The organism is Sporosarcina sp. FSL K6-6792 (genome assembly GCF_038004885.1).
Taxonomy (GTDB): Bacteria; Bacillota; Bacilli; order Bacillales_A; family Planococcaceae; genus Sporosarcina; species Sporosarcina psychrophila.
On record NZ_JBBOSA010000001.1, the window covers coordinates 90,406 to 111,816 of the forward strand.

18 protein-coding genes are annotated in these 21,411 nt (G+C 39.5%); 14 read left to right on the forward strand and 4 right to left on the reverse strand.

The genetic code is table 11. The features are described 5' to 3' along the window. Positions 1–203: 203 nt before the first annotated feature. The 5 genes from MKZ26_RS00380 (at position 204) to MKZ26_RS00400 (ending at position 5,845) form a co-directional block, all read left to right on the forward strand. Positions 204–1,136, forward strand: a complete 933-nt coding sequence (locus MKZ26_RS00380; protein WP_067210678.1) for an ABC transporter permease — start codon at positions 204–206, stop codon at positions 1,134–1,136. A gap of 53 nt (positions 1,137–1,189) precedes the next feature. Next, a complete protein-coding gene (gene opp3C / locus MKZ26_RS00385; RefSeq protein ID WP_067213991.1) occupies positions 1,190–2,191 on the forward strand; it encodes an oligopeptide ABC transporter permease in 1,002 nt (333 codons plus the stop codon). Between the two features lie 14 nt (positions 2,192–2,205). Next, positions 2,206–3,225, forward strand: a complete 1,020-nt coding sequence (locus MKZ26_RS00390) for an ABC transporter ATP-binding protein (protein ID WP_340763737.1) — start codon at positions 2,206–2,208, stop codon at positions 3,223–3,225. 5 nt (positions 3,226–3,230) lie between these two features. Beyond that, entirely contained in the window at positions 3,231–4,244 is a 1,014-nt protein-coding gene (locus MKZ26_RS00395; protein WP_340767583.1) for an ABC transporter ATP-binding protein, read from the forward strand. A gap of 305 nt (positions 4,245–4,549) precedes the next feature. Beyond that, positions 4,550–5,845, forward strand: a complete 1,296-nt coding sequence (locus MKZ26_RS00400) for a serine hydrolase domain-containing protein (protein WP_340767584.1) — start codon at positions 4,550–4,552, stop codon at positions 5,843–5,845. A gap of 700 nt (positions 5,846–6,545) precedes the next feature. Here MKZ26_RS00400 and nagE read toward each other — a convergent pair. From nagE to MKZ26_RS00420, 4 genes are all read right to left on the reverse strand, one after another. Continuing rightward, a complete protein-coding gene (gene nagE / locus MKZ26_RS00405) occupies positions 6,546–8,006 on the reverse strand; it encodes an N-acetylglucosamine-specific PTS transporter subunit IIBC (protein ID WP_067210675.1) in 1,461 nt (486 codons plus the stop codon). Between the two features lie 75 nt (positions 8,007–8,081). Continuing rightward, positions 8,082–8,900 carry a PRD domain-containing protein gene (locus MKZ26_RS00410; protein ID WP_340763739.1) on the reverse strand — a complete coding sequence of 273 codons (819 nt, stop codon included), beginning with the start codon at positions 8,898–8,900 and terminating at the stop codon, positions 8,082–8,084. A gap of 40 nt (positions 8,901–8,940) precedes the next feature. Then, entirely contained in the window at positions 8,941–9,423 is a 483-nt protein-coding gene (locus MKZ26_RS00415) for a PTS sugar transporter subunit IIA (RefSeq protein ID WP_340763741.1), read from the reverse strand. A gap of 293 nt (positions 9,424–9,716) precedes the next feature. Beyond that, positions 9,717–9,980 (reverse strand): YqhV family protein, encoded by a 264-nt coding sequence (locus tag MKZ26_RS00420; RefSeq protein ID WP_067213988.1) that lies wholly within the window; start codon positions 9,978–9,980, stop codon positions 9,717–9,719. Positions 9,981–10,384: 404 nt separating this feature from the next. Here MKZ26_RS00420 and MKZ26_RS00425 point away from each other — a divergent pair, with 404 nt between their 5' ends. The 9 genes from MKZ26_RS00425 to MKZ26_RS00465 all read left to right on the forward strand — a co-directional run bounded on the left by MKZ26_RS00425 (position 10,385) and on the right by MKZ26_RS00465 (position 21,405). Then, the gene (locus MKZ26_RS00425; RefSeq protein ID WP_340763743.1) at positions 10,385–12,481 is read left to right on the forward strand and encodes a helix-turn-helix domain-containing protein; all 2,097 of its coding nucleotides are present in this window, start codon (positions 10,385–10,387) and stop codon (positions 12,479–12,481) included. Positions 12,482–12,815: 334 nt separating this feature from the next. Further along, on the forward strand, positions 12,816–14,990 hold the full coding sequence (locus MKZ26_RS00430; RefSeq protein WP_340763745.1) for an acetate--CoA ligase family protein: 2,175 nt from the start codon (positions 12,816–12,818) through the stop codon (positions 14,988–14,990). A gap of 5 nt (positions 14,991–14,995) precedes the next feature. Next, positions 14,996–15,439, forward strand: a complete 444-nt coding sequence (locus MKZ26_RS00435) for a MaoC family dehydratase N-terminal domain-containing protein (protein WP_340763747.1) — start codon at positions 14,996–14,998, stop codon at positions 15,437–15,439. A gap of 17 nt (positions 15,440–15,456) precedes the next feature. Beyond that, positions 15,457–15,876 carry a MaoC/PaaZ C-terminal domain-containing protein gene (locus tag MKZ26_RS00440; protein ID WP_340763748.1) on the forward strand — a complete coding sequence of 140 codons (420 nt, stop codon included), beginning with the start codon at positions 15,457–15,459 and terminating at the stop codon, positions 15,874–15,876. Positions 15,877–15,913: 37 nt separating this feature from the next. Beyond that, positions 15,914–17,074, forward strand: coding sequence for a thiolase C-terminal domain-containing protein (locus tag MKZ26_RS00445; RefSeq protein ID WP_340763750.1), 1,161 nt, complete (start codon positions 15,914–15,916; stop codon positions 17,072–17,074). An 11-nt stretch (positions 17,075–17,085) separates the two neighbouring features. Further along, a complete protein-coding gene (locus tag MKZ26_RS00450) occupies positions 17,086–17,505 on the forward strand; it encodes a Zn-ribbon domain-containing OB-fold protein (RefSeq protein ID WP_340763752.1) in 420 nt (139 codons plus the stop codon). Positions 17,506–17,533: 28 nt separating this feature from the next. Further along, complete coding sequence (locus MKZ26_RS00455) at positions 17,534–18,727, forward strand: acyl-CoA dehydrogenase family protein (RefSeq protein WP_340763754.1); 1,194 nt, start codon at positions 17,534–17,536, stop codon at positions 18,725–18,727. A gap of 22 nt (positions 18,728–18,749) precedes the next feature. Next, positions 18,750–19,883 (forward strand): acyl-CoA dehydrogenase family protein, encoded by a 1,134-nt coding sequence (locus MKZ26_RS00460; protein ID WP_340763756.1) that lies wholly within the window; start codon positions 18,750–18,752, stop codon positions 19,881–19,883. A gap of 43 nt (positions 19,884–19,926) precedes the next feature. Then, positions 19,927–21,405, forward strand: coding sequence for an aldehyde dehydrogenase family protein (locus MKZ26_RS00465; protein WP_340763758.1), 1,479 nt, complete (start codon positions 19,927–19,929; stop codon positions 21,403–21,405). Positions 21,406–21,411: the final 6 nt, after the last annotated feature.

Sequence of the window (21,411 nt, forward strand, 5' to 3'; positions counted from 1 at the left end):
ATTTAAGCAACAGATAAGCGAAGGTGTATCCAACTGGAGCATCTTCGTTTTCTGATTGTTGAATAACTTGAGGAAATGAATATCTCTTTAATCTGAGCGAAGGCGCCTTACAAGGGGTAGCCGAAGCGAATTCAATGGGATATTTTATATCAACCTTTATAGTAGGAAAATCAAGAGCTTTTTAAGGAATTGGGGTGTCCGATTTGAAGCGCTACATAGTAAAAAGATTCGGTTTTATGATTATTACATTGTTTATCATTATCACAGCAACGTTCTTTCTTATGCAATTCCTTCCGGGAACGCCGTTTACAAACCCGGAAAAGTTATCTGATAAGCAACTCGTTATTTTAAATGCCAAATATGGATTAGATCAACCGGCAGCAATCCAATACATTCGCTATTTAGGGAATTTAGTACAAGGCGATCTTGGCTATTCATTCCAATACGAAGGACGAACTGTAAAAAGTATGATCGTTAATCGTATTGGCCCTTCTGCGCTCATTGGTTTACAAGCACTTGTATTTGGGACGATTGTAGGGCTAGTACTCGGTATTATTTCTGCATTACGACATAATACACTTCTTGACTATGGTGCTGTGACACTTGCAGTACTCGGGATGTCTATCCCATCGTTCGTTTTTGCAGCATTGCTACAATACTTCATCGGTGTGAAGTATGAATTGTTACCTGTTGCTCTATGGGAAAGTTATGCGAGTACCATTTTACCGTCGTTCGCACTTTCCGTAACAGTTATCGCAACGGTCGCACGTTTCATCCGAAGTGAAATGCTCGAAGTATTAGGACAGGATTATGTGACGACAGCAAGGGCAAAAGGCTTGCACGAATCCACGGTTATGGCGAAACATGTCATTCGAAATGCGCTAATCCCTGTTGTTACGATGCTCGGTCCGTTAGCAGTATCGATCATGACAGGAACATTAGTTATTGAAAAGATATTTTCAGTACCTGGTCTCGGGGAACAGTTCACATTGTCAATTATGGTCCTCGATTATAGCGTAATTATGGGAATTACCTTGTTTTATAGTGCGTTGTTCATATTCGTTGTCTTTATTGTTGATATTTTATATGGTCTTCTGGATCCTCGGATTGATTATAAACAGGGGGGACAGGCATGAACAAAATCGAAAAAGATTCGTCCATTCAAAGCAAATCTACGGATAACTTTAAAATGAATACAGATGGAATTACAGCTGATCTATTCGTGCCCGCACCGCTGGATCCAATGGAATTGGAAGACATCAACTCGCCATCTGTCTCATTTTGGCAAGAGGCATTCCACCGATTATTTAAGAATAAGGGAGCAGTTATTTCACTGGTTTTACTCGTATTGCTAATCATTTTGGCCCTAATAGGTCCCTTAATGAATGAACATACGTACCGAAGTCAAAACTTGGTTCACTCTAATTTACCTGCAAAAGTCCCTGGACTTGGGTGGCTTGGTTTTGATGGAACAGATATAAAAGGTGTAGATGTTTATGAAAAAAGAAATATAGAAGCAAATTACTGGTTCGGGACAGATGAATTTGGCCGGGATTTATGGACAAGGGTATGGAAAGGAACGCAAATCTCACTCTTCATTGCGCTTGTTGCTGCGGCTTTAGATTTAGTTATTGGTGTCGTTTATGGCGGTATCTCCTCCTTCTACGGAGGCAGAGTAGATAATGTTATGCAACGAATAATTGAAGTATTAATGGGAATACCGAATTTGATTATCATTATCTTATTCATACTCATTCTTGAACCGGGTATTACGTCCATTATTTTAGCGATGGTGATAACCGGGTGGGTAGGAATGGCACGTGTTGTACGCGGACAAATTTTGCAATTGAAAAGTCAAGAATTTGTCCTAGCTTCCCAAACGCTCGGTGCATCAAATTCTAGATTGATTTGGAGGCATTTATTGCCAAACGTAATGGGGCCGATTATCGTTACCATCATGTTTACAATTCCTACAGCTATATTCTTCGAAGCCTTTTTAAGTTTCATAGGCTTAGGATTGCAGGCGCCACAAGCATCGCTTGGTGTGTTAATTGAAGATGGTTATAAATCTATGAGGTATTTCGCATACAAGCTACTATTCCCAGCACTTGTAATAAGTACGATTATGATTTGCTTCAATCTACTCGCTGATGGATTACGTGATGCGTTAGATCCGAAAATGAGAAAATAGGGAGTGGGTCTTTAATGAATGAAGAAATATTGTCAGTCAATAATTTACACATTTCCTTCCAGACCCAAACAGGTGCGGTTAAGGCAGTAAGAGGTGTGAATTTTAAGTTAAACAAAGGTGAAACGTTGGCGATTGTTGGTGAATCAGGTTCAGGGAAATCCGTTACCGCAAAGTCAATTATGCGTCTTTTACCAAAGCATAATACCTTAATTCCACAAGGGGACATTACTTACGAGGGGCGGGATCTTTTAAAACTATCGTTAAGTGATATGCAGAAGGTAAGAGGCTCAGAAATATCAATGGTGTTCCAAGATCCAATGACATCCTTGAATCCGACGATGAAAATCGGGAAACAAATTATGGAGGGCCTCATAAAACATCAAAAGATGACAAAAAAAGAGGCCAAACAAAGAGCATTTCAAATGCTTAAAATGGTCGGTATACCGAATGCTGAAGAACGCCTAGATGGATATCCGCATCAGTTTTCAGGTGGAATGAGGCAGCGCGTTGTCATTGCAATGGCGCTTGCTTGTAATCCCAAAGTATTAATAGCTGACGAGCCGACAACAGCTCTCGATGTAACAATTCAAGCGCAAATCCTGCGGTTAATGAAGGACTTGCAAGAAAAAATGGATACGGCAATTGTTTTAATAACGCATGATCTTGGCGTTGTCGCAAACATGGCTAATCGAGTCGCTGTCATGTATGCGGGTGAAATCGTGGAGCAAGGGACGCTAGATGAAATTTTTTATAAACCACAACACCCGTATACGTTAGGACTTCTTCATTCCATGCCTAACTTGAATGCCAGTCGATCCGAACCACTTATTCCTATTCCGGGTTCACCGCCAGACCTAGCAACACTTGGTACAGGCTGTCCATTTGCTGCCCGCTGTCCGTATACGATGAAGGTCTGTCATGACTTCCATCCAGAAACGACGCAGCTTGGTGAAAGTCACTCAGTTTCATGTTGGCTGCAAGATGTGCGAACGCCGGCCGAACATGTCCCGGAAAAAGTTAGGAGTGCAAAATAATGAATATGAATGAAGATTTGTTAGTCGTTACAGAATTGAAAAAACATTTCAAGCTTAATAAGAATAGTACATTAAAAGCCGTTGATGGAATTAGTTTTACGATAAAAAGAGGGGAGACGCTGGGTCTTGTTGGTGAGTCAGGATGTGGGAAATCGACAGTCGGGAGAACCATTACTCAAATTTATGAGCCTTCGAGTGGAGAAATTCTTTTTGCTAATGAAGTAGTCCATTCAAAACGCGGTAAACAAGAGCAAAAAAAGAAGAAGCGCAATATGCAAATGATTTTCCAAGATCCCTATTCTTCATTGAATCCGCGTATGACTGTTATGGAAATCATTTCAGAGGGGCTAGTCATTCATTCATCCGAGTTATCATTGAAAGAACGGGAAGAAAAAGTGAATGAACTGCTAGAGCTTGTTGGCTTGAACAAAAAACATTCGCAAAGGTATCCTCATGAATTCAGCGGAGGGCAAAGGCAACGTATCGGTATTGCACGTGCATTGGCCGTTGAGCCAGAATTTATTGTCGCAGATGAACCAATCGCTGCACTGGATGTATCGATACAGGCCCAAATCGTCAACTTATTGAAGAAACTCCAAAAAGAAAAAGAGCTTACTTTTTTATTCATTGCGCATGATTTATCAATGGTGAAATACATAAGCGATCGAATTGCAGTTATGTATTTAGGGAAAATTGTGGAGTTAACGGAAAGTGAAACGCTTTATGAGAAACCATTGCATCCTTATACAGAGGCTCTACTTTCAGCTATCCCATTACCCGATCCGAACCTGGAGCGCTCTAGAAAACAAATTGTCCTGAAAGGTGACGTCCCTAGTCCAATCGATATTCCAAGTGGATGTAGGTTCCGGACGAGATGTCCGAAAGCGATGAAAGTTTGTGCGGAACTTGAACCGGCGTTTATGGAAGTAGAGAAGGGCCACTTTGTCGCGTGTCATTTGCACGATGAAAAAGTAATGTCCCGACAAGATGCAGTTCCAATTAATGTAGAGTTGTCCTGATTAGCAGGGGCAACTTTTTTGTTTGCTAAAGATCGCTTAAGATAACGTTATCTACTAGCATAATCCCTATAAATGTAATATCTATAATTAATTAAGCGAAGGCGCCTTAAAAGGGGTAGCCGAAGCCCTAAGACTGGCAGCAAAGCTTCTTGGCTTATGGCGGAAGGCATCCCCGAGTGCCGCAGCGGATTCAATGGTGTTCTAGATTTCAACCTATACAGTCTTATTATTAACACAATCATTTCCTGTCTAATACTACCTATCTACTTAATAACAATAAACTTACGAAGGGATTGATACAATTGATGCAGTGGGAACAATTTGAAAAGTTTATAGAGGAAGTAATGGAAAAGGAACAAATACCGGGTGTTGCAGTTGCACTTTCGAAAAACGGACAATCCATTTATGAGCGAGGATTTGGGACAAGGAATTTTGAAACGAATGAGCCGGTCACCTCAGAAACGATTTTCGGAATCGCGTCAATCACAAAATCATTTACCGCACTTGCTATTATGAAACTGGCAGAAGAAGGGCGTTTACAAGTTGAAGACGCGGTGATCGAGCATCTTCCTGAATTTCAATTAGTCGATTATGCCGATATGGAGGATATAAAAATACGTCACCTCCTTTCTCACACAACAGGTCTTGCAACAATGGAGCGAAAGGAACAACTCACGAAATTCGATGAACATCTTCATTATTTAAACGAAAAAGCATGGAGCTGGGTAGGGAAGCCTGGGGAATATATGTGCTATAACAATGATATGTTTCTCTTACTGGGCGCAATTATTGAAAAAATAACTGGTGAAAATTATCAGGCATATATCAATAATCAAATTATAAACCCCTTACAAATGACCAGAACGACATATAATCTTCTTGGATTACAGAGTTTTGAAAATGTCACAACACCATATGTGCTGGAGGATGGTAAGCCGGTAGCATGTCCGTGGCCGACGTTAGGAAATTATGCCGTTGGGGGTGGTATTCGGTCGACGGTAGTTGATTTGTTGAAATACGGAAACATCTATGTGGATGTACTTGAAAGGAATATTGTCAGTAGGGCGTATACTTCACAAATGGCACAACCCGTTCATCAAACGAATGGCAAGAGTTTTTATGGGTTTGCCCTTCAAACGACTCCAAATTACTCAGCGGTTACATTAGTCGAACATGGCGGAGGCCAGCCGGGTGTATCTTCTAATTTTGGTTTCATTCCAGAAAAGGGAATTGTTGCTGTCGTTTTAGCGAATATGAGCGGTGTAAGTGCCGACGCAATTTGGCTTGCGGCTGTGAATACTGCATTAGGTATCCCAATCGACCAAAAGAGAAACACAGAGCCTGAATTTGAAATGACTAAAGAACAAAAACAGCGTGTACTCGGGACATATATATCAGCTGAAGGGTCCCAAGTTGATATTTCATTAGAAGATCAAACCGTCATGGCAACAATTGATAATAAAACCTACGCACTTCGTGCAAGTAATGAGACAACACTAGTTATTATGCCGCTCGAGAAGCCGATTCGGTTCTTTATTGATGAAAAGAATGATGCATGGGCACTATTTATTGGGCTAAGAATGCTAGTAAAGAGAAGGTAGTAATCACGAGTATGTATATAGTGAAATATTTCATCAAACCCGCATCGGCTACCTCTTGTAAGGCGCATACGCTCAATTTATACAGGTATTCATAAGTATATATGTTGAATTAAAAAATCCTATTGAATCTATTGTGGCGCTCAATAATGAGAGAGGTGTAATTCGGGGTATGGATTGTAGAACGCTTGGCGCTTTGGGGATGCCTCTCGCCCTAAGCCTGGATTGGCGCTTCGCATCCAGTCTCACGGCTTCGGCTACCCCTTTGCCGCGCCTACGCTAGCGTTGTTCATTATTGAAGAGAGTTATGATTCGAAGTGTATATGCCGAGATTATAATGTGATTATTTTTTGAAAGTGATTTCGTTCAAGAAGGACGCACTAGAGATTGCAGGTCTCATTCCGATAACGAAATGCTCTTTCTCACATAGTCCATCCAGCGAAGGCGCGACTTCGTGGTAGCCGGAGCGATAAGACTGAAAGCGGTCTCCTTTCTGGCTTATCGCGGGAGGCATCCACAAAGCGGCGAAGCGGTATTGGTAGGAGTTCTAATTAGCTCTAAGTATTGGAGCTTTTTCAGTGACCTCCCAAAAGACTTTGTAAAGCGCATATGCCGTATTCATTTGTTCTACATATATAGTTGTTTTTAAAATACAAAAAGACCAGATCTGCAGAGACCTGGTCTTTTTTATAATCGCATATTATCATTTGCGGATTTTTTCGATTTCATCCGCAACGAATTGTACATTTGTGCCAACAATAACTTGAATACTTTGTGGACCTACCACGTTTATTCCTGGTACGCCTGTATCTTTAATTTTCTTTTGGTTGACCGCATTCATATCTTTTACTTCTACACGTAAGCGTGTTGCACAGTAGTCAACGGAAGTTACGTTAGCGTCTCCGCCTAAGCCATCAAAAATCGTAGCGGCCATGCCTGAGAATTTATTACCTGTTGTTGTGCTTGCTACTCCGTCTACGTCCTCATCTGCTACATCCTCATCGTCTTCTCTACCTGGTGTTTTTAAGTTGAATTTCACGATTAAGAAACGGAATAGGAAGTAGTAAATGACTGCAAAGACTAAACCTTGAACGATTAACATATAGGGTTGGTTAGCAAGTGGTAATCTGAAACTCAAGACTAAATCGACAAAACCAGCACTAAATCCAAATCCTGCCGTCCAGTGGAACGTAGCGGCAATAAACAACGATAAACCTGTTAACGCAGCATGCACAACATAAAGAGCTGGTGCCAAGAACATAAATGCAAATTCAAGTGGTTCAGTAACACCTGTAAAGAATGCAGCGAAACCTGCTGCTAACATCAAAGATGCTGCTTGTTTTTTTCTTTTTGTTTTAGCTGTATGATACATTGCAAGTGCTGCAGCTGGTAGCCCAAACATCATAATTGGGAAGAAACCTGCCTGATACATTCCGGTAACACCCTTCGTGCCTGTTCCAGCCCAGAAGTTACCAATGTCATTAATACCAGCAACATCAAACCAAAATACGGAGTTCAATGCATGGTGTAATCCAGTAGGGATCAATAGTCGGTTAAAGAAGCCGTATAATCCTGCACCAGTAGCACCTAATCCACTAATACCTTCACCAAAACTAACTAAAGCTGTGTATACAATAGGCCAGATAAAGAATAATGCTGCTGAAGCGACTAACATAGCGGCAGCTGTCATAATGGGAACTAAGCGTTTTCCACTAAAGAAGGCAAGTGCATCCGGTAACTGTACATGACTAAAACGATTGTACATAATGGATGCGATAATTCCAGACAATATCCCGATAAATTGGTTTTCAATTTTTTCAAATGCAGGATTTACATTAGCAATATCCGTGCTAAGTAACATAGCTACCGAATCTGTTGATAGCAATGTCGTAGTTACGAGGAAAGCGACCAAACCACTTAACGCGGCAGAGCCATCCTTATCTTTGGACATACCCAGTGCAACCCCGACTGCGAAAAGAATAGACATATTTTGGCTGTCGAGAATCGAAGACCCGGCTTTGATTAAGAAGGCAGCTAATACGTTTCCTGAACCCCAACCATCATGGTCAATCCAATACCCGATCCCCATTAAAATTGCCGCAGCAGGTAATACAGCTACAGGTAACATCAAAGAACGGCCAAGCTTTTGAAGGTATTTCATCATGTTAAACTCACCCCTATTCATAGTTTTTAGATAGTTTGTTCGGAAGAATATATATGATGACGACTCATGTTAACTTTATTGCTTTCTTAATCGTTCAATATGAAGTGCGATATAGCCCAACTCTTGTTCATGCAGCTCGACTGCATGTAACACAACTAATTCCTTTGCAACCTCGGTTGCACAATTATATGAAAGAGGAAACTTCTTTTTAATCATGACCAACATTTCCTCATCCATCGTGTGAAGCCCATACTGATTCATTCTTGTTAAGGCGGAGCGAAGATGCGTAATCAGGCGATGATAAGAAATATCATTCTCTTCAATCGTGATCATTAAGTGTTCCTTGATTGTTTGGACCATGTCTCTAATAATCGCCGTTTGTCTTACGGTTTGATGCAAATCACCTCCTTGCGGTTTCATGGTATGGATATGAAGGGCAATATAAGCGGCTTCATCCTCAGGCATGTCCACTTGACATCTTTCTTTTATATGTTGGATTGCCCAAAGCCCAATTTCAAATTCTCTTCTATAAAGTATTTTTATTTCATGCAATAACTTATTATTTAGATGAATACCATCTCTAATTCTTTCGATTGCAAATGACAGATGATCAGTAAGGACGATGTGAATATGCTCGTTTAATTTCGTGCCCATATACGCCTCTGCGTATGTAATAATTTCTTCTGAGATGGTGAAATGCTCTTCTGGAATTCGACTTAGAAGCTGCTGTAACTTGTCATTCTCCCTCATAACAAATAACTTTTCGATTTTTTTGACATTCACAATATCGTTGCGTTTCTTATTAAAAGCAATCCCAGTGCCAACAGCAATCTTCTCATGCTGGCCATCTAGTACGACGACAGCGTTATTATTGAGAATCTTTGTTATTTTCATCGAAAGTCACCGCCTTCTTTTCACTGGATATACTCATGCATTACTTAGTGGAAATTGTCATTAACACTGTTTCTCCCATGATGCCTTCTTTTGCAACTTCGCACTTTACATTCCGTTCCGCACTATTTGTAATCACGATGGGTGTTATAATGCTTTTGGCATGTTCGCGAATATAATCCCAATCTACTTCGATAAGTGATTGACCGACCGAAACTGCGTCGCCTGCTTTGACTAATACTGTAAAACCATTTCCTTTTAATGAAACCGTTTCCAATCCGATGTGAATAAGAATTTCTGTCCCATCACTTGAACGGAGGCCAATGGCGTGCTTTGTATCGGATACTAAGATGACAGTTCCATCTATAGGAGCATGAATACTACCTTGCTTTGGCATGATAGCGACTCCTTCGCCCAACATTTTTTGGCTAAAGACTGGGTCCGGAACTTGGTCAAGTGGGATTATTTCTCCATTAATAGGTGCGAATATCTGTAATTTACTCTTCTTGAATAATTTTGAAAGCATGTCTGTGGACTCCTTTATTGTCGGTGATGTAGGGCTCGTATCCCTCGATTTATATTGTGCAATCACAACGAGCAGAACAAGAAAAGGCATGGGGTAAAAAAGAAGATTTTTAAAAAACCTTCTAAGTTTACCACCATGCCTGATCGAGTCAGTAACATGTGATCCGCTATTAAACTTCTATTCGGATAATAACATTTAATTTATTATAATGCAATAGAAAAATAAACTTTTTTTTACAAGGTTGCAAGCTTATAGTCCTATCGGTTTATTCACCGAAGGGACTTATGCTTTTCTTATTTAGATTTTAAGCTGATAAGGATGAGTAAAATTCCGCCAAAGAGACAAATCATCCTTACGAATGAAATTTTTTCAGTTAGTCCAACCAATGCTATTCCTGTCGTAATAATTAAAATACATGGACCTACTAAAGCAAGTAGGGTGTTGATATAAAAGGCTTTTTCTAAATCATTAAATTTAAACATAAACATTGCTGCTGTAATATCAATACTTCCTGATAAAATTCTCAATAAAATTATGAAAATAAGTGCTTTTTCCATCAATGAATAAGACGCCTCCACCCTTTGTTATCCAGCTATATTAGCCTGCCCCTTGTCGTAGTTACTAAAGTGTATGTCTGCTTACCTTCTATTAGTAGAGAAATATGAAAAGCTCTTAGACAGGCTTTACGGCTGAGATTAGAATCTTTCTATTTTCACCACCTTGAATTAGAGAGGTTTTTTTGAAGAACCCCTTGATGTTTCAAAGTAATAAGGTGTATATTCTCGGCTTGGACAAGTATCAGAATTAGTACCTATCTATCAAAATGCTTACATTACATATACTCATGAAGCTGGAAGTCTGAGCGATTCTTGCAAAGAAAGTAATGGTAATTTGAAAATGCTGAATTAATAAATATTTTGTGGTAAGCTAAATAGAATTAGCTTGCTAGGGGGTCTCCAAATTGAGAAATTTTAATGGGTTTGAGATAGATGACATTGTTCCTTCAACTAATAGAAATAAGTCCTTATCTGGAAATTTGTCAAGTAAGATTAATAGTTTTCAAGTGCTATGTATTTATAACCAAAAAATAAAGCCTAGTGATAATGGTTCTGAGGAATCACTTTATAAGAATATTATTCAGGGAAATATAACAAATATGCCAGTCTTCCAAAATAACTTCAAATCTAATACATTTATTATTTGGGAGCAATCCTATCAAGAAAATGAAAAATTATTTATAAACTTACGCCTAGCAGCTAGAAATCATTTAATTTTGCGTATAGGTGAAAATATTGTTGGTTACTTAATAAAAAAATATGAAGACTATCTTGGAATCCCTATAAAAACTCATTCGAAATTAAATGATAAAGGTTTTATAGATCACTTGATACAAAAATTCGATTCCATTTTGAAAAAGGATACATTTTTGAATGAAAACCTTATTTGGGAAGACTTTTGCAATTGGTTTAGAATTTATCTAACTGATTGGATTCTTGAAGATATAGAAAGTTCGATTGGCTTTAGTGAAATGGAGAAATTAAATAAAAGCGAATTAAATGAGTTATTTTACAAGTCTATTACTGAAAGTTTTTCGGAAGACTTAGCGTTCATGGAGAAATTCACAAAAATAATAAATAATTATACACTAGCGTGGATAAAAAAAGTGATGTCCTTAATGGGGATTGATGAAATTTCCATCGAGGGAATAATGGAACTGCTTGATGTTAAAGAAGAAGCGCAGTTAGATAAGCAGTCAGGATTGGTAGTGAAAAAAGATATTACATTTACATTGATTGATCAAGGCAACTTACTTGTGATGAGTAATGCACCTTATCAATTGGTAAGGGAAGCACTTTCTAAAAAGAAATTTATGAGTTATGAGCACACGCCTTGGCCAACAGTTCGATTAAGTAAAGGAAGTGTCGAAGGAATAGTACAAATAATCCCATGCAAATATAGCGACAAAGGAATATCAATTGATGACACTACAGTTCAAAAGGCTTGGAGTCTAACAAAGGAATTATCGGAACTGGATGTTGATATATTTGACGCACTTTGTTGTTTTTTTTTATCCAAGGCAAAGCATCATAAAGATAGTATAGAAATTCATCTTGATGATTTGTTATCCATTCGCGGTTTAAAACAAAAACTGGGGGGGAGTGGTCGAAGAGGTGGATATGAAATTGATCAACGACAACAAGTTTTGAAAGCGCTCTCAAGAGTGCAGAGTTTGTGGATTGATTTGGAAAAAGCAATTGTTTATAAAAAAGGAAAGCCTATTCAGATGAAACTACAAGGACGAGCGTTTATTTTTAATAATCAAAATGGCGATCAGCATCATATAGAAGAACAACCGATGGAAAAGAAGTTTGTGTTTACTATCGGTGAAGTATTTTCCCACTATCTTTACGGATCAGGGAGACAGGTCGCACTACTTCCCATACAAGCGTTACAATATAATCCCTATCGACAAAGATGGGAAAAAAACCTCATTAGATATTTAAGTTGGAGGTGGAGAACCCAAGCAAGAAAAGGAGACTATTTGCAGCCCCATAAAATAAGAACCCTATTAGAAGCGACAGGTAAAGAAATGAACGAGCGTACACCGTCTCGTACGAGAGATAGATTGGAACAAGCTTTTGACACATTACTTGAGGATGGGGTCATTGCAGCGTGGCATTATGAGAAATGGGATGAATCGATTGCATCTACTAATGGGTGGTCCCGAATTTGGGAAAATTCAACGGTTTTGATTGAGCCCCCCGTAACAATTAAGGAACATTATCGTCCGATAGAAAGAAATCGAAAAGTTCAACGTAAATCTCCCGAACAACCAAAGTTCATGGATAAGCAAAGAGATGTGGAACACATCGGTGAACAAATTAGAGCAATCCGAAAAAGTTTTGGATTTACTTTATTGCAGGTATCAGAGGAATTAGATATATCAGTTTCCTATTTAAGTAATATTGAAAGAGAAATAAAAATGCCATCAAATAAAATACAAACACGTATGATAAAGTGGGTGGAATCTCTTGGGGGAAATCTTCTGTCGACATAACATGAAATTTAAGCTCAATGAAGCAGTCTTATAGGAGAGACAGTAGAAGAATCTTGTGCACAGGTAAGTATTGTGCATGGGGTTCTTTTTTATTGCTGCGTTCATATTAGTCGTTTGTCGGGGTTGGTATGTACGGTTGTCGGGCTTATTGAGATCATAAATAATCTGGAGCTTTTTTTAACCCTTGATATGAAAGGCGTTATCGTCATTTATTTAATAATTTCACAGCTTAACAATTAAATTAACTCAGTTGATTTAATTTTCAGAATAAAATAACTCAATCATTTAAGATTACTAATAGGATATTCATTAATATAAGAAGGGGTGTTGAGAAATGACTCATGAGCCGGCTTCACATTTAACGCTAGAACCATTATTTAATCCTACCTCTGTAGCAATATTGGGGGCATCTGAAAATAAAGGGAAAATAGGGTATATGCAAGTGAAAGCTTTATTGGATGGGAAATTTAAGGGCGATATTTATCCGATAAATCCGAAATCGGAAATGATTGAAGGATTAAGATGCTATTCTTCTCTATCAGAAGTATCGAAGCAAATTGATTTAGCGATATTCTGTGTAAGCGCTAACAGGGTGAAGTCAAGTCTTGAGGAGTGTGTTCGAAATAAGGTTAAAGCCGCAATTATTTTTGCTTCGGGGTTTTCCGAGGCAGGAGAAGAAGGGATCAAAGAACAACAATCAATTTGCAAAATTGCCAAAGAGAGTGGCATTCGACTTATCGGTCCAAATTGTGTGGGGTTAGTGAATACTACTAATGGATTAATCGGTACTTTTTCGGCGGGCCTCACAAATATCCCTTTAAATGATCAAAAAAGTGTAGGTTTTGTTACACAAAGTGGCGCATTTGGAGTTTTAACTTATATTGCAGCTGCCCAGAGCGGGCTTAGCTTCAATTATTTTGTGAGTGTGGGAAATGAAGTGGAAACGGAATTTTCAGATGTAATTGAGTATATGATTCATGATCCGAAAACTAGCGTAATTAGTGGCTATTTAGAAGGAGAAAAGAATCCTGGGAAATTACGACAGCTTGCGGAACAAGCATTAACTATAAATAAGCCAATCATTATTTTGAAGACAGGGCGTAGTTCAGCAGGTATTAGAGCGGCGGCCTCTCATACGGGTTCATTAGCGGGTTCAGATAAAATCTATGATGGCTTTTTTAAACAAACTGGAATTGTTCGGGCAGATGATTATGAAGATATCATTTCTTTCTCTAAACTATTTCTTACAAAAAAACTACCAGCTGGTGGAAATACTGTAATTGTTACGAGTTCAGGTGGTCGAGGAATAAATGAAGCAGACCGTTGTGAAGCTTATGGACTTAAAATTAACCCTTTGAAAATTAACGTTCAGGAGGAAATAAAACGCAATATCCCGCCATTTGCGAGCACTTCCAACCCGATTGATTTAACAGCAGCTGCAGCTGTTTCAAATCCAGAGTTATATCTTGAACCCCTTAGAGTTCTTGTTAATGATCCAGATACTGATATTATCATTTTTACAGAATTTCCGATGCGGTGGAAAGCAGATGATCCATTGCTGAAAGAATTTATGGACCTGTGTAGAAATTCGAGTAAATTCATTTTAATAACAACTTTTCCGTTAGAAGGAATGTCTATTCCGGTATCGGCCTCTGAGTTGGAGAAAAATGGAATTCCTGTCATTCCGGGAAACTTAAATCCTATACGAGCCCTGGCGAAGTTAGTTGAATATAGCGATAAATACAGAAAAGCCAAACAAGGTACTATTCAAAAAGTACCGGAAATCAAGGGGGAAATAGAGTTGGCAGATTTATTACTACCCGGAACCAAATTAAGCGAATCCCAAGCCAGTGATATATTGAATTCATATGGGATTCCGACAACTACTAGAGCCATTTCCACCACGGAAAAAGAAGCTATTCGTTATGCAAATGAGATAGGATATCCCGTAGTTCTAAAAGTGGATTCGCCGGATATACTCCATAAATCAGAAGCAGATGCAATTAGGTTGAATATAAAAAATGAACTAGAAGTACGTAACGCTTTTAAAGAAATTATTCGGAATGCAAATAACTATAATCCGAATGCTGAAATCAATGGCGTTTCAGTACAAGAGATGTTACCCGAAGGAGTCGAAGTGATTGTAGGTGTAACAAATGATCCCGTTTTCGGACACGTTATTATGTTTGGTCTAGGAGGAATATTTGTAGAAATTTTTCAAGATATTTCGTTTAGAGTTGCACCACTAACAAAAAATGATGCTTTTGAAATGATTGAAGAAATTAAAAGTTACAAAATCCTTAAAGGAGCTCGTGGTAAACCGCTAGTCGATGTAGATGCGATTGTCGATGTTTTATTAAAAGTATCAGCTTTAGTTTCGGATTATGGTGATTATATAGATGAATTGGATATAAATCCTCTTATTGTATACGAGAAAGGAATTAAGGCAGCAGACGCTATGCTTGTAGTCCGAGATTCGGTAAATCAAACAACATTAGTTGGGGGGTAAATTAGGTGGATTTAGATAAAAGTATTATTGGTTTATCAGGGAAATCATTTATTTTTGAAGTAGAGAAAAGACATGTTCGACAATTTGTAGAAGCAATCGGTGATTCTAATCCATTATACCTTGACGAAGAATATGCTGCCAAAACAACGTATGGAGGACTGATTGCACCTCCCACCTTTCCAATTGCTGTTGCGTCGGAAGGTGGAGAGTTGCCAATTGACCTTGATACTAGACGAATGCTACATGGGGAACAGGAATTTATTTACTACCAATCTATTCGTCCGGGAGATCGTCTACACTGCCAGATGAAGATAGCTGATTTATATGAGCGTGTTGGTAAAAGCGGGAGTATGCAGTTCTTAGTACTTGATACTGAAATGAGGGATGGTACTGGAGAGATGGTGGCAATCAGTCAAATGACGATTGTGTATCGGAATTTGGCCAACTAAGAAATGGAGGGAATCGAATGGTGTTGGAATTTGAGTCACTGAAAGAAGGACAGCAGCTTGAATCATTAACAAAGCAAACGATTACAAAAGTACAATTAGTGAAGTATGCAGGTGCATCAGGAGATTTCAATCCGCTACATACGGATGATGAATTTGCTCAAAAGGTTGGAATGGATGGCGTAATTGCCCATGGCATGTTGGTGATGGGGTTTTTGGGTGAATATGTCATGGGGATCGCTGGAGATTGTGCCGAACCATCTCGATTTCGTATGCGATTTGGTGCAGTGACCAGACCAGGTGACCGAATTACATGTTCCGCAATTGTAGAAAAGGTTTATGAAGAAGTTGGTGTACGCTTTGTTGATTTAGCACTAAAAGCTGAAAAAGCACCTGGTGAGGTAGTTGGTTCCGGTAAGTCCACATTACGTTTTCGATAAGAAAAATCCAAGTAAATAGAAATACGGAGGTTTTATCATGGGGAAAATAGCTGACCGCTATGCAATTGTTGGAGTAGGAGAAAGTGAACGTTCGCGAAAGTCTGGAACAACTCCACTGCATTTAGCATTAGATGCTGCCAGAGCGGCCCTTAATGATGCTGGTCTAGATGCTCGAGATATTGATGGGTTTATGAGTTATAACGAGAATGACTCTTGTACTTCCCATCAGTTGGCAACCTATCTAGGTGTCCGTCCGAAGTATGTTAAGGATATTTTAGGTGGTGGGAGCAGTACGGAGATGTTAATAGCAGATGCTGTCGGACTAATTGAAACGGGACAATTAAATACTGTTTTAATCTTCCGCTCTATGAACGGTAGTTCAGGGCAACGTGTGGGTCGTGGATATGATCCTGATATGTTACAAGAAGCTTTACCAGGTGGAAGTTATATTATTCCATATGGTTCCGCAAGCCCTTCACAGTGGTTTGGTATGTTTGCAACTCGTCATATGCATAAAACGGGAATTACTAAAGAACATCTTGGACATGTTTGCACAAGTTTCTATGAGCATGCGCAAAGGAATCCAAAAGCATTTTTGCATGGTAAACCTTTGACAATGCAACAGTATCTAGAAACTCCGGATATCAGTTATCCATTTAATATACATGATTCTTGTCTTGAGTTGGATGAAGCAAACGCAATTATTGTGACATCGGCGGAGAGAGCCAAGGATTGTAAATCAAAACCTGTATATATTATGGGGATGTCAGCTAGGCAATGTCATCCACATGCTCATTATTGGTCCGATTTGGACCAGGTGGCATCAGATTATGTGGCAGCTGAATTGTATAAGTCTGCCGGTGTGAAGCCGGAAGATATTCAAGTTGCTTCTATCTATGATTGTTTTAGCTGGGTAGTTCTTCGCCAACTTGAAGCGTATGGTCTTGCGCCTAAAGGGGAAATCGGAAACTTTGTTGCAGAAGGTAATTTGCGGATAGGTGGCAAGTTGCCAACCAATACAGCTGGAGGGATGTTATCCGAAGGCTATACACACGGTATGAATAACGTGCTAGAAATTGTTAGGCAATTGCGCCATCAGTATAAAGGAACAGATCGTCAAGTGAAAGAATGTGAAATTGGAATATGTACGGGCTGGAGTGGTCCAGATATTGCCGGTGCAATGATACTTAGAAATTAGGAGGGATTACAATGGGATACCAAAAACCAATTCCACTCAAAAATCAAGATAACAGTCCTTATTGGGATGCGGCCGATCGCCATGAGTTGAGCTTGCAAAGATGTGATAGTTGTCATGAGTATGCACATCCTCCTGGACCAAGTTGTGCAAAGTGTGGAAGCACGGAACTTAGCTGGATAAATCTTGGCAGTGATGTAAAAGCAAGAATTTATTCGTATGTCATTTCCTATCGCCCATTCTTACCTGGTTTCCAGGATGAATTGCCATTGATTATTGCGCAAGCTGAGTTAGCAGAAGTACCAGAAGTGAAAATCACATGTAATGTACTGCAGTGTAAACCAGAAGATATTGAAATTGGCATGCCTGTTCAAATGATATGGGAAGATATCTTGGAAGACAGAGCACTTCCACAATGGATTTCAGTGAAATAGACAACTCTACAAGGAGGAGGAATAATTTATGGATTTCTCATTCACAAAGAAAGAAGAAGAATTTCGTTTGGAATTAAGGACATGGCTAGAGAATAACCTGCCAGCAGGATGGTTAGAAGGAAATAGAAAATTGCCCGAAGAAGTGGATGAGTACTCAGATTTCTTGAGAAAGTGGCAAAATACTTTATATGAAGGTGGATGGGCAGCTATTGCTTGGCCTAAACAGTATGGGGGACGAGATGCTACATTGATGGAAGAAATCGTCTACCAACAAGAAATGGTACGGGTAAAGGCGCCACCACTTGTCAATTATATAGGTCTTCACATGGTTGCTCCGACATTAATGCAAATAGGCACTGAAGAACAGAAAGAACGGTATATTAATAAAATACTCACTGGAGAAGAAGTTTGGAGTCAAGGATACTCAGAACCAAATGCTGGATCGGACTTATCCGCTATTCAAACGAGTGCTGTAAAGTCAGGTGATCGATGGATTATTAACGGTCAGAAGGTTTGGACGAGTTTTGGCCATTTGGCCGATCGATGCTTCTTGCTAGTTCGAACAAGCCATCAAGAAAAAAAACACAAAGGAATCACTGTATTTCTCTTAGATATGAATCAACCAGGAGTTGAGACTAAACCGATTGTACAGATGGACGGAGAGCAAGAGTTTAATGAAGTGTATTTAACCGATGCAGTCGCGTATGACACTGATATGGTGGGTGAGCTTGATGAAGGTTGGAGAGTCATGATTGCCTTGCTCATGCATGAACGTACAGGTATTGGAGCTCAATTATTTACGTTAGAGCAACAGTTTGATGAATTAGTTGCGTTAACAAAAGAACTTCGTGTAAATGGACAGCCAATGCTAAAAGATCCTTTTATACGTCAGAAGATGGTTAGTATCTATATTCGTTTTCGTGGTTCTCTCTTGAATTATTATAGACACCTGACAAAAACGCTTAAAGATGGTCAACCTGGTGCAGAAGGTTCAATGGATAAGCTAATGGTCAGTGAATTAACAAAAGAGTTATTTGGATTTGCTATGTCGATTCAAGGTCATCAGGGCGTTTTATGGAAAGAAGATGCACTTGTGGACTCAAGCTGGCAAGAGAAATTTCTTCAGTCATTTGGAATGACGATTGGTGGAGGAACAAGTGAAGTTCTCCGCAATACAATTGGAGAGAGAATACTTGGTTTGCCAAAAGATATGGGCCGATAGATTAAATGGAGGTGTGGATCATATGGATTTTTCGTTAAATCAAGAACAAGAAATGTTCCGTGGGTTTGTTTGCAAATACTTAAATGACGTTGGACAAACCAAGGTTGCTAGGGAGTTTATTAAAGGTGATATAAAAGCTTTACAATCAGTCTTTTCTGGTTTGGCTGAACTTGGTTGTATGGGTATCACTATTTCAGAAGAATATGGAGGTCTAGGTCTCGAAGCATTAGACCTCGTTCCTGTCTTTGAGGAAATCGGAAAAGTGATATTGCCAGGGGCTTATTTGGAAACAATGGCTTTGGCGGTCCCGCTACTTGAGAAGTATGGTTCGGAAGGACAGAAAGAAAAGTACTTAACGGATATTGCATCAGGATCTAGAAGTATAACCCTTGCTTGGTTAGAACCGAAGAAAGACTACAATCCGGATGAAATTGAGTGTTGTGCACGATTAGATGGCGATGATTTGATTATAGATGGGATTAAAACATTGGTTCCTGATGGGGATCTAGCTGATACAATTATACTTCTCGTTCGGACGGATGAAGGTAATGAGGGAGATGGGCTATCCCTAGTGCTACTGGATCGCACAAATGAAACAGTAATTAAAGTACAACAATGTATAGATGAAACGCGTCACCTAACTGAGTTAACCTTTACTAATGTAAGAATTTCGAAAGAACAACTACTTGGCCCAATCAATCAAGGGTGGCCAATTTTACAAGAGGGATTATTATACTTGAATGCAGCGCTTAGCAGCATGATGGTTGGAGGTATGGAGCGGGTTGTTGATATGGCCACAGATTACGCAACTATTCGCAAGCAATTTGGTCAACCAATTGGTCGTTTTCAAGCAATTAAGCATCGGATTGCAGATATGAAAATGGACTTGGAAGCAGCTCGTTCTTTAAGTCATTACGCTAACTGGGCACTTGAAAATGACTATGAAGACCGTGAAGGCGCGATACACAGTGCAAGATCTTTTTCAACAGAAGCTTTTATCCGCATAGCTTCGCAAAATATCCAAATCCATGGTGGAATTGGGTTCACTGAAGAAATCGATTGTCACCTATATTTGAAGCGTGCTCGGTTCTTTGAAAATTATCTTGGTTCAACTCAACATAACAATGAACAGGTAGCTTTAGCATTAGGATGGTAATATAAATCTACTTATCCCAACCATTAGAAAGGGTGAATTAGTTTTGATCACTGCTAATGAATTGAAAAAGTATCATAATCTAATAAACGGGGATCAAACTCCAGCATCTACGGGAGACATGTTAGATAATATTGACCCTTCAACAGGCAAGGTTTGGGCTAAAATACCAAGAAGTACTATAGAAGATGTTGAAACGGTCGTAGCTTCAGCACGTAAAGCTTTTCCAAGCTGGGCGGAACTACCTTCTATAGAACGGGCAGAATACATGAGGCGCATTGGTGATTTACTAGCCGAGCATGGTGAGGAATTATCAGCGTTGGAAACAAGGGGAAATGGGTGGGTCATTAGGGAAACTAGCTATGGTCTTATTCCTGCGCTAAAACAAATATGGTATGATGCGGCGGGAGCCGCATCTGAAGGCAGTGAAGGTGAAACGATTCAAATGGGAAAGAGTAGCTTCGGGTGTACGCTACGTGAACCTTTAGGGGTAGTGTTAGGGATAACGCCTTGGAATGCACCACTGTTTACATTCACGATAAAAGCAGCCTATGCTCTTGTAGCAGGTAATACAGTAATAATTAAACCATCGGAGCACGCAGCGGCATCTTCACTACGTTATGGTGAATTGTTAGCCGAAATTCTACCTCCAGGTGTACTTAGTGTTATTTCGGGTTTAGGTAGTGAAATAGGAGATGCTTTAGTTAGTCATCCAGAAATAAACAAAGTGAGCTTAACTGGTTCTGGAACAACTGCTAAGGCAATTGCTCAAACTATAGCTGGAAATCCTAAACCATTAATATTTGAACTTGGAGGAAAGTCTCCAAATATTGTCTTTGCAGATGCAGATTTAGATAAAGCGGCTGATGGAATAACCGGAAGTATTTTTACAGGAAACGCAGGGCAATTATGTGTCGGCGGTTCCAGAATACTTATTCAACGATCTATCTTCGCGGAGATGATAACACGCATTAAAGGAAAAATGTTGAATCCAGAAATAACGAGACTAGGTGACCCAATGAATCCGGAAAGTACAATGGGGCCAATCGCCAACTTGGCGCAGTATGAGAAGGTTTGTTCTTATATTGACTTAGGTGTAGAAGAGGGAGCTGAAATAGTCTTTGGTGGAAGACATGGTGGAGAAGTTTTCTTTTCTGACCAGCCGCAACTATCCGAGGGTTATTGGGTCGAACCAACATTGTTAAAGGTTAACAGTAATTCCCTTCGCATCTGCCAAGAGGAGATTTTTGGTCCGGTTGCAACTGTTATGCCTTTTGATACAGTAGAAGAAGCGGTTGCAATTGCAAATGATACCTCTTTTGGTTTAGGTGCAGGGGTATGGACGAATGATCTGAGTCGTGCCCATCAGATGATTCGTAGAATTGCGGCAGGTAATATCTGGGTGAACACTTATGGCAGGGTAGGTCCTGGGTTACCATTTGGTGGATTTAAAGAAAGTGGATACGGCACCGATTCGATACTAGAATACACGCATAAAAAAGCGTGTGTTATCGAGCTAGGATAGTAAATT

Coding starts and splice junctions, on each gene's coding strand:
- opp3C (WP_067213991.1), top strand. CDS start 1,190: ATGAATACAGATGGAATTACAGCTGATCTATTCGTGCCCGCACCGCTG.
- MKZ26_RS00390 (WP_340763737.1), top strand. CDS start 2,206: ATGAATGAAGAAATATTGTCAGTCAATAATTTACACATTTCCTTCCAG.
- MKZ26_RS00395 (WP_340767583.1), top strand. CDS start 3,231: ATGAATGAAGATTTGTTAGTCGTTACAGAATTGAAAAAACATTTCAAG.
- MKZ26_RS00400 (WP_340767584.1), top strand. CDS start 4,550: ATGCAGTGGGAACAATTTGAAAAGTTTATAGAGGAAGTAATGGAAAAG.
- nagE (WP_067210675.1), bottom strand. CDS start 8,006: ATGATGAAATACCTTCAAAAGCTTGGCCGTTCTTTGATGTTACCTGTA.
- MKZ26_RS00410 (WP_340763739.1), bottom strand. CDS start 8,900: ATGAAAATAACAAAGATTCTCAATAATAACGCTGTCGTCGTACTAGAT.
- MKZ26_RS00415 (WP_340763741.1), bottom strand. CDS start 9,423: ATGCTTTCAAAATTATTCAAGAAGAGTAAATTACAGATATTCGCACCT.
- MKZ26_RS00420 (WP_067213988.1), bottom strand. CDS start 9,980: ATGGAAAAAGCACTTATTTTCATAATTTTATTGAGAATTTTATCAGGA.
- MKZ26_RS00430 (WP_340763745.1), top strand. CDS start 12,816: ATGACTCATGAGCCGGCTTCACATTTAACGCTAGAACCATTATTTAAT.
- MKZ26_RS00440 (WP_340763748.1), top strand. CDS start 15,457: ATGGTGTTGGAATTTGAGTCACTGAAAGAAGGACAGCAGCTTGAATCA.
- MKZ26_RS00445 (WP_340763750.1), top strand. CDS start 15,914: ATGGGGAAAATAGCTGACCGCTATGCAATTGTTGGAGTAGGAGAAAGT.
- MKZ26_RS00450 (WP_340763752.1), top strand. CDS start 17,086: ATGGGATACCAAAAACCAATTCCACTCAAAAATCAAGATAACAGTCCT.
- MKZ26_RS00455 (WP_340763754.1), top strand. CDS start 17,534: ATGGATTTCTCATTCACAAAGAAAGAAGAAGAATTTCGTTTGGAATTA.
- MKZ26_RS00460 (WP_340763756.1), top strand. CDS start 18,750: ATGGATTTTTCGTTAAATCAAGAACAAGAAATGTTCCGTGGGTTTGTT.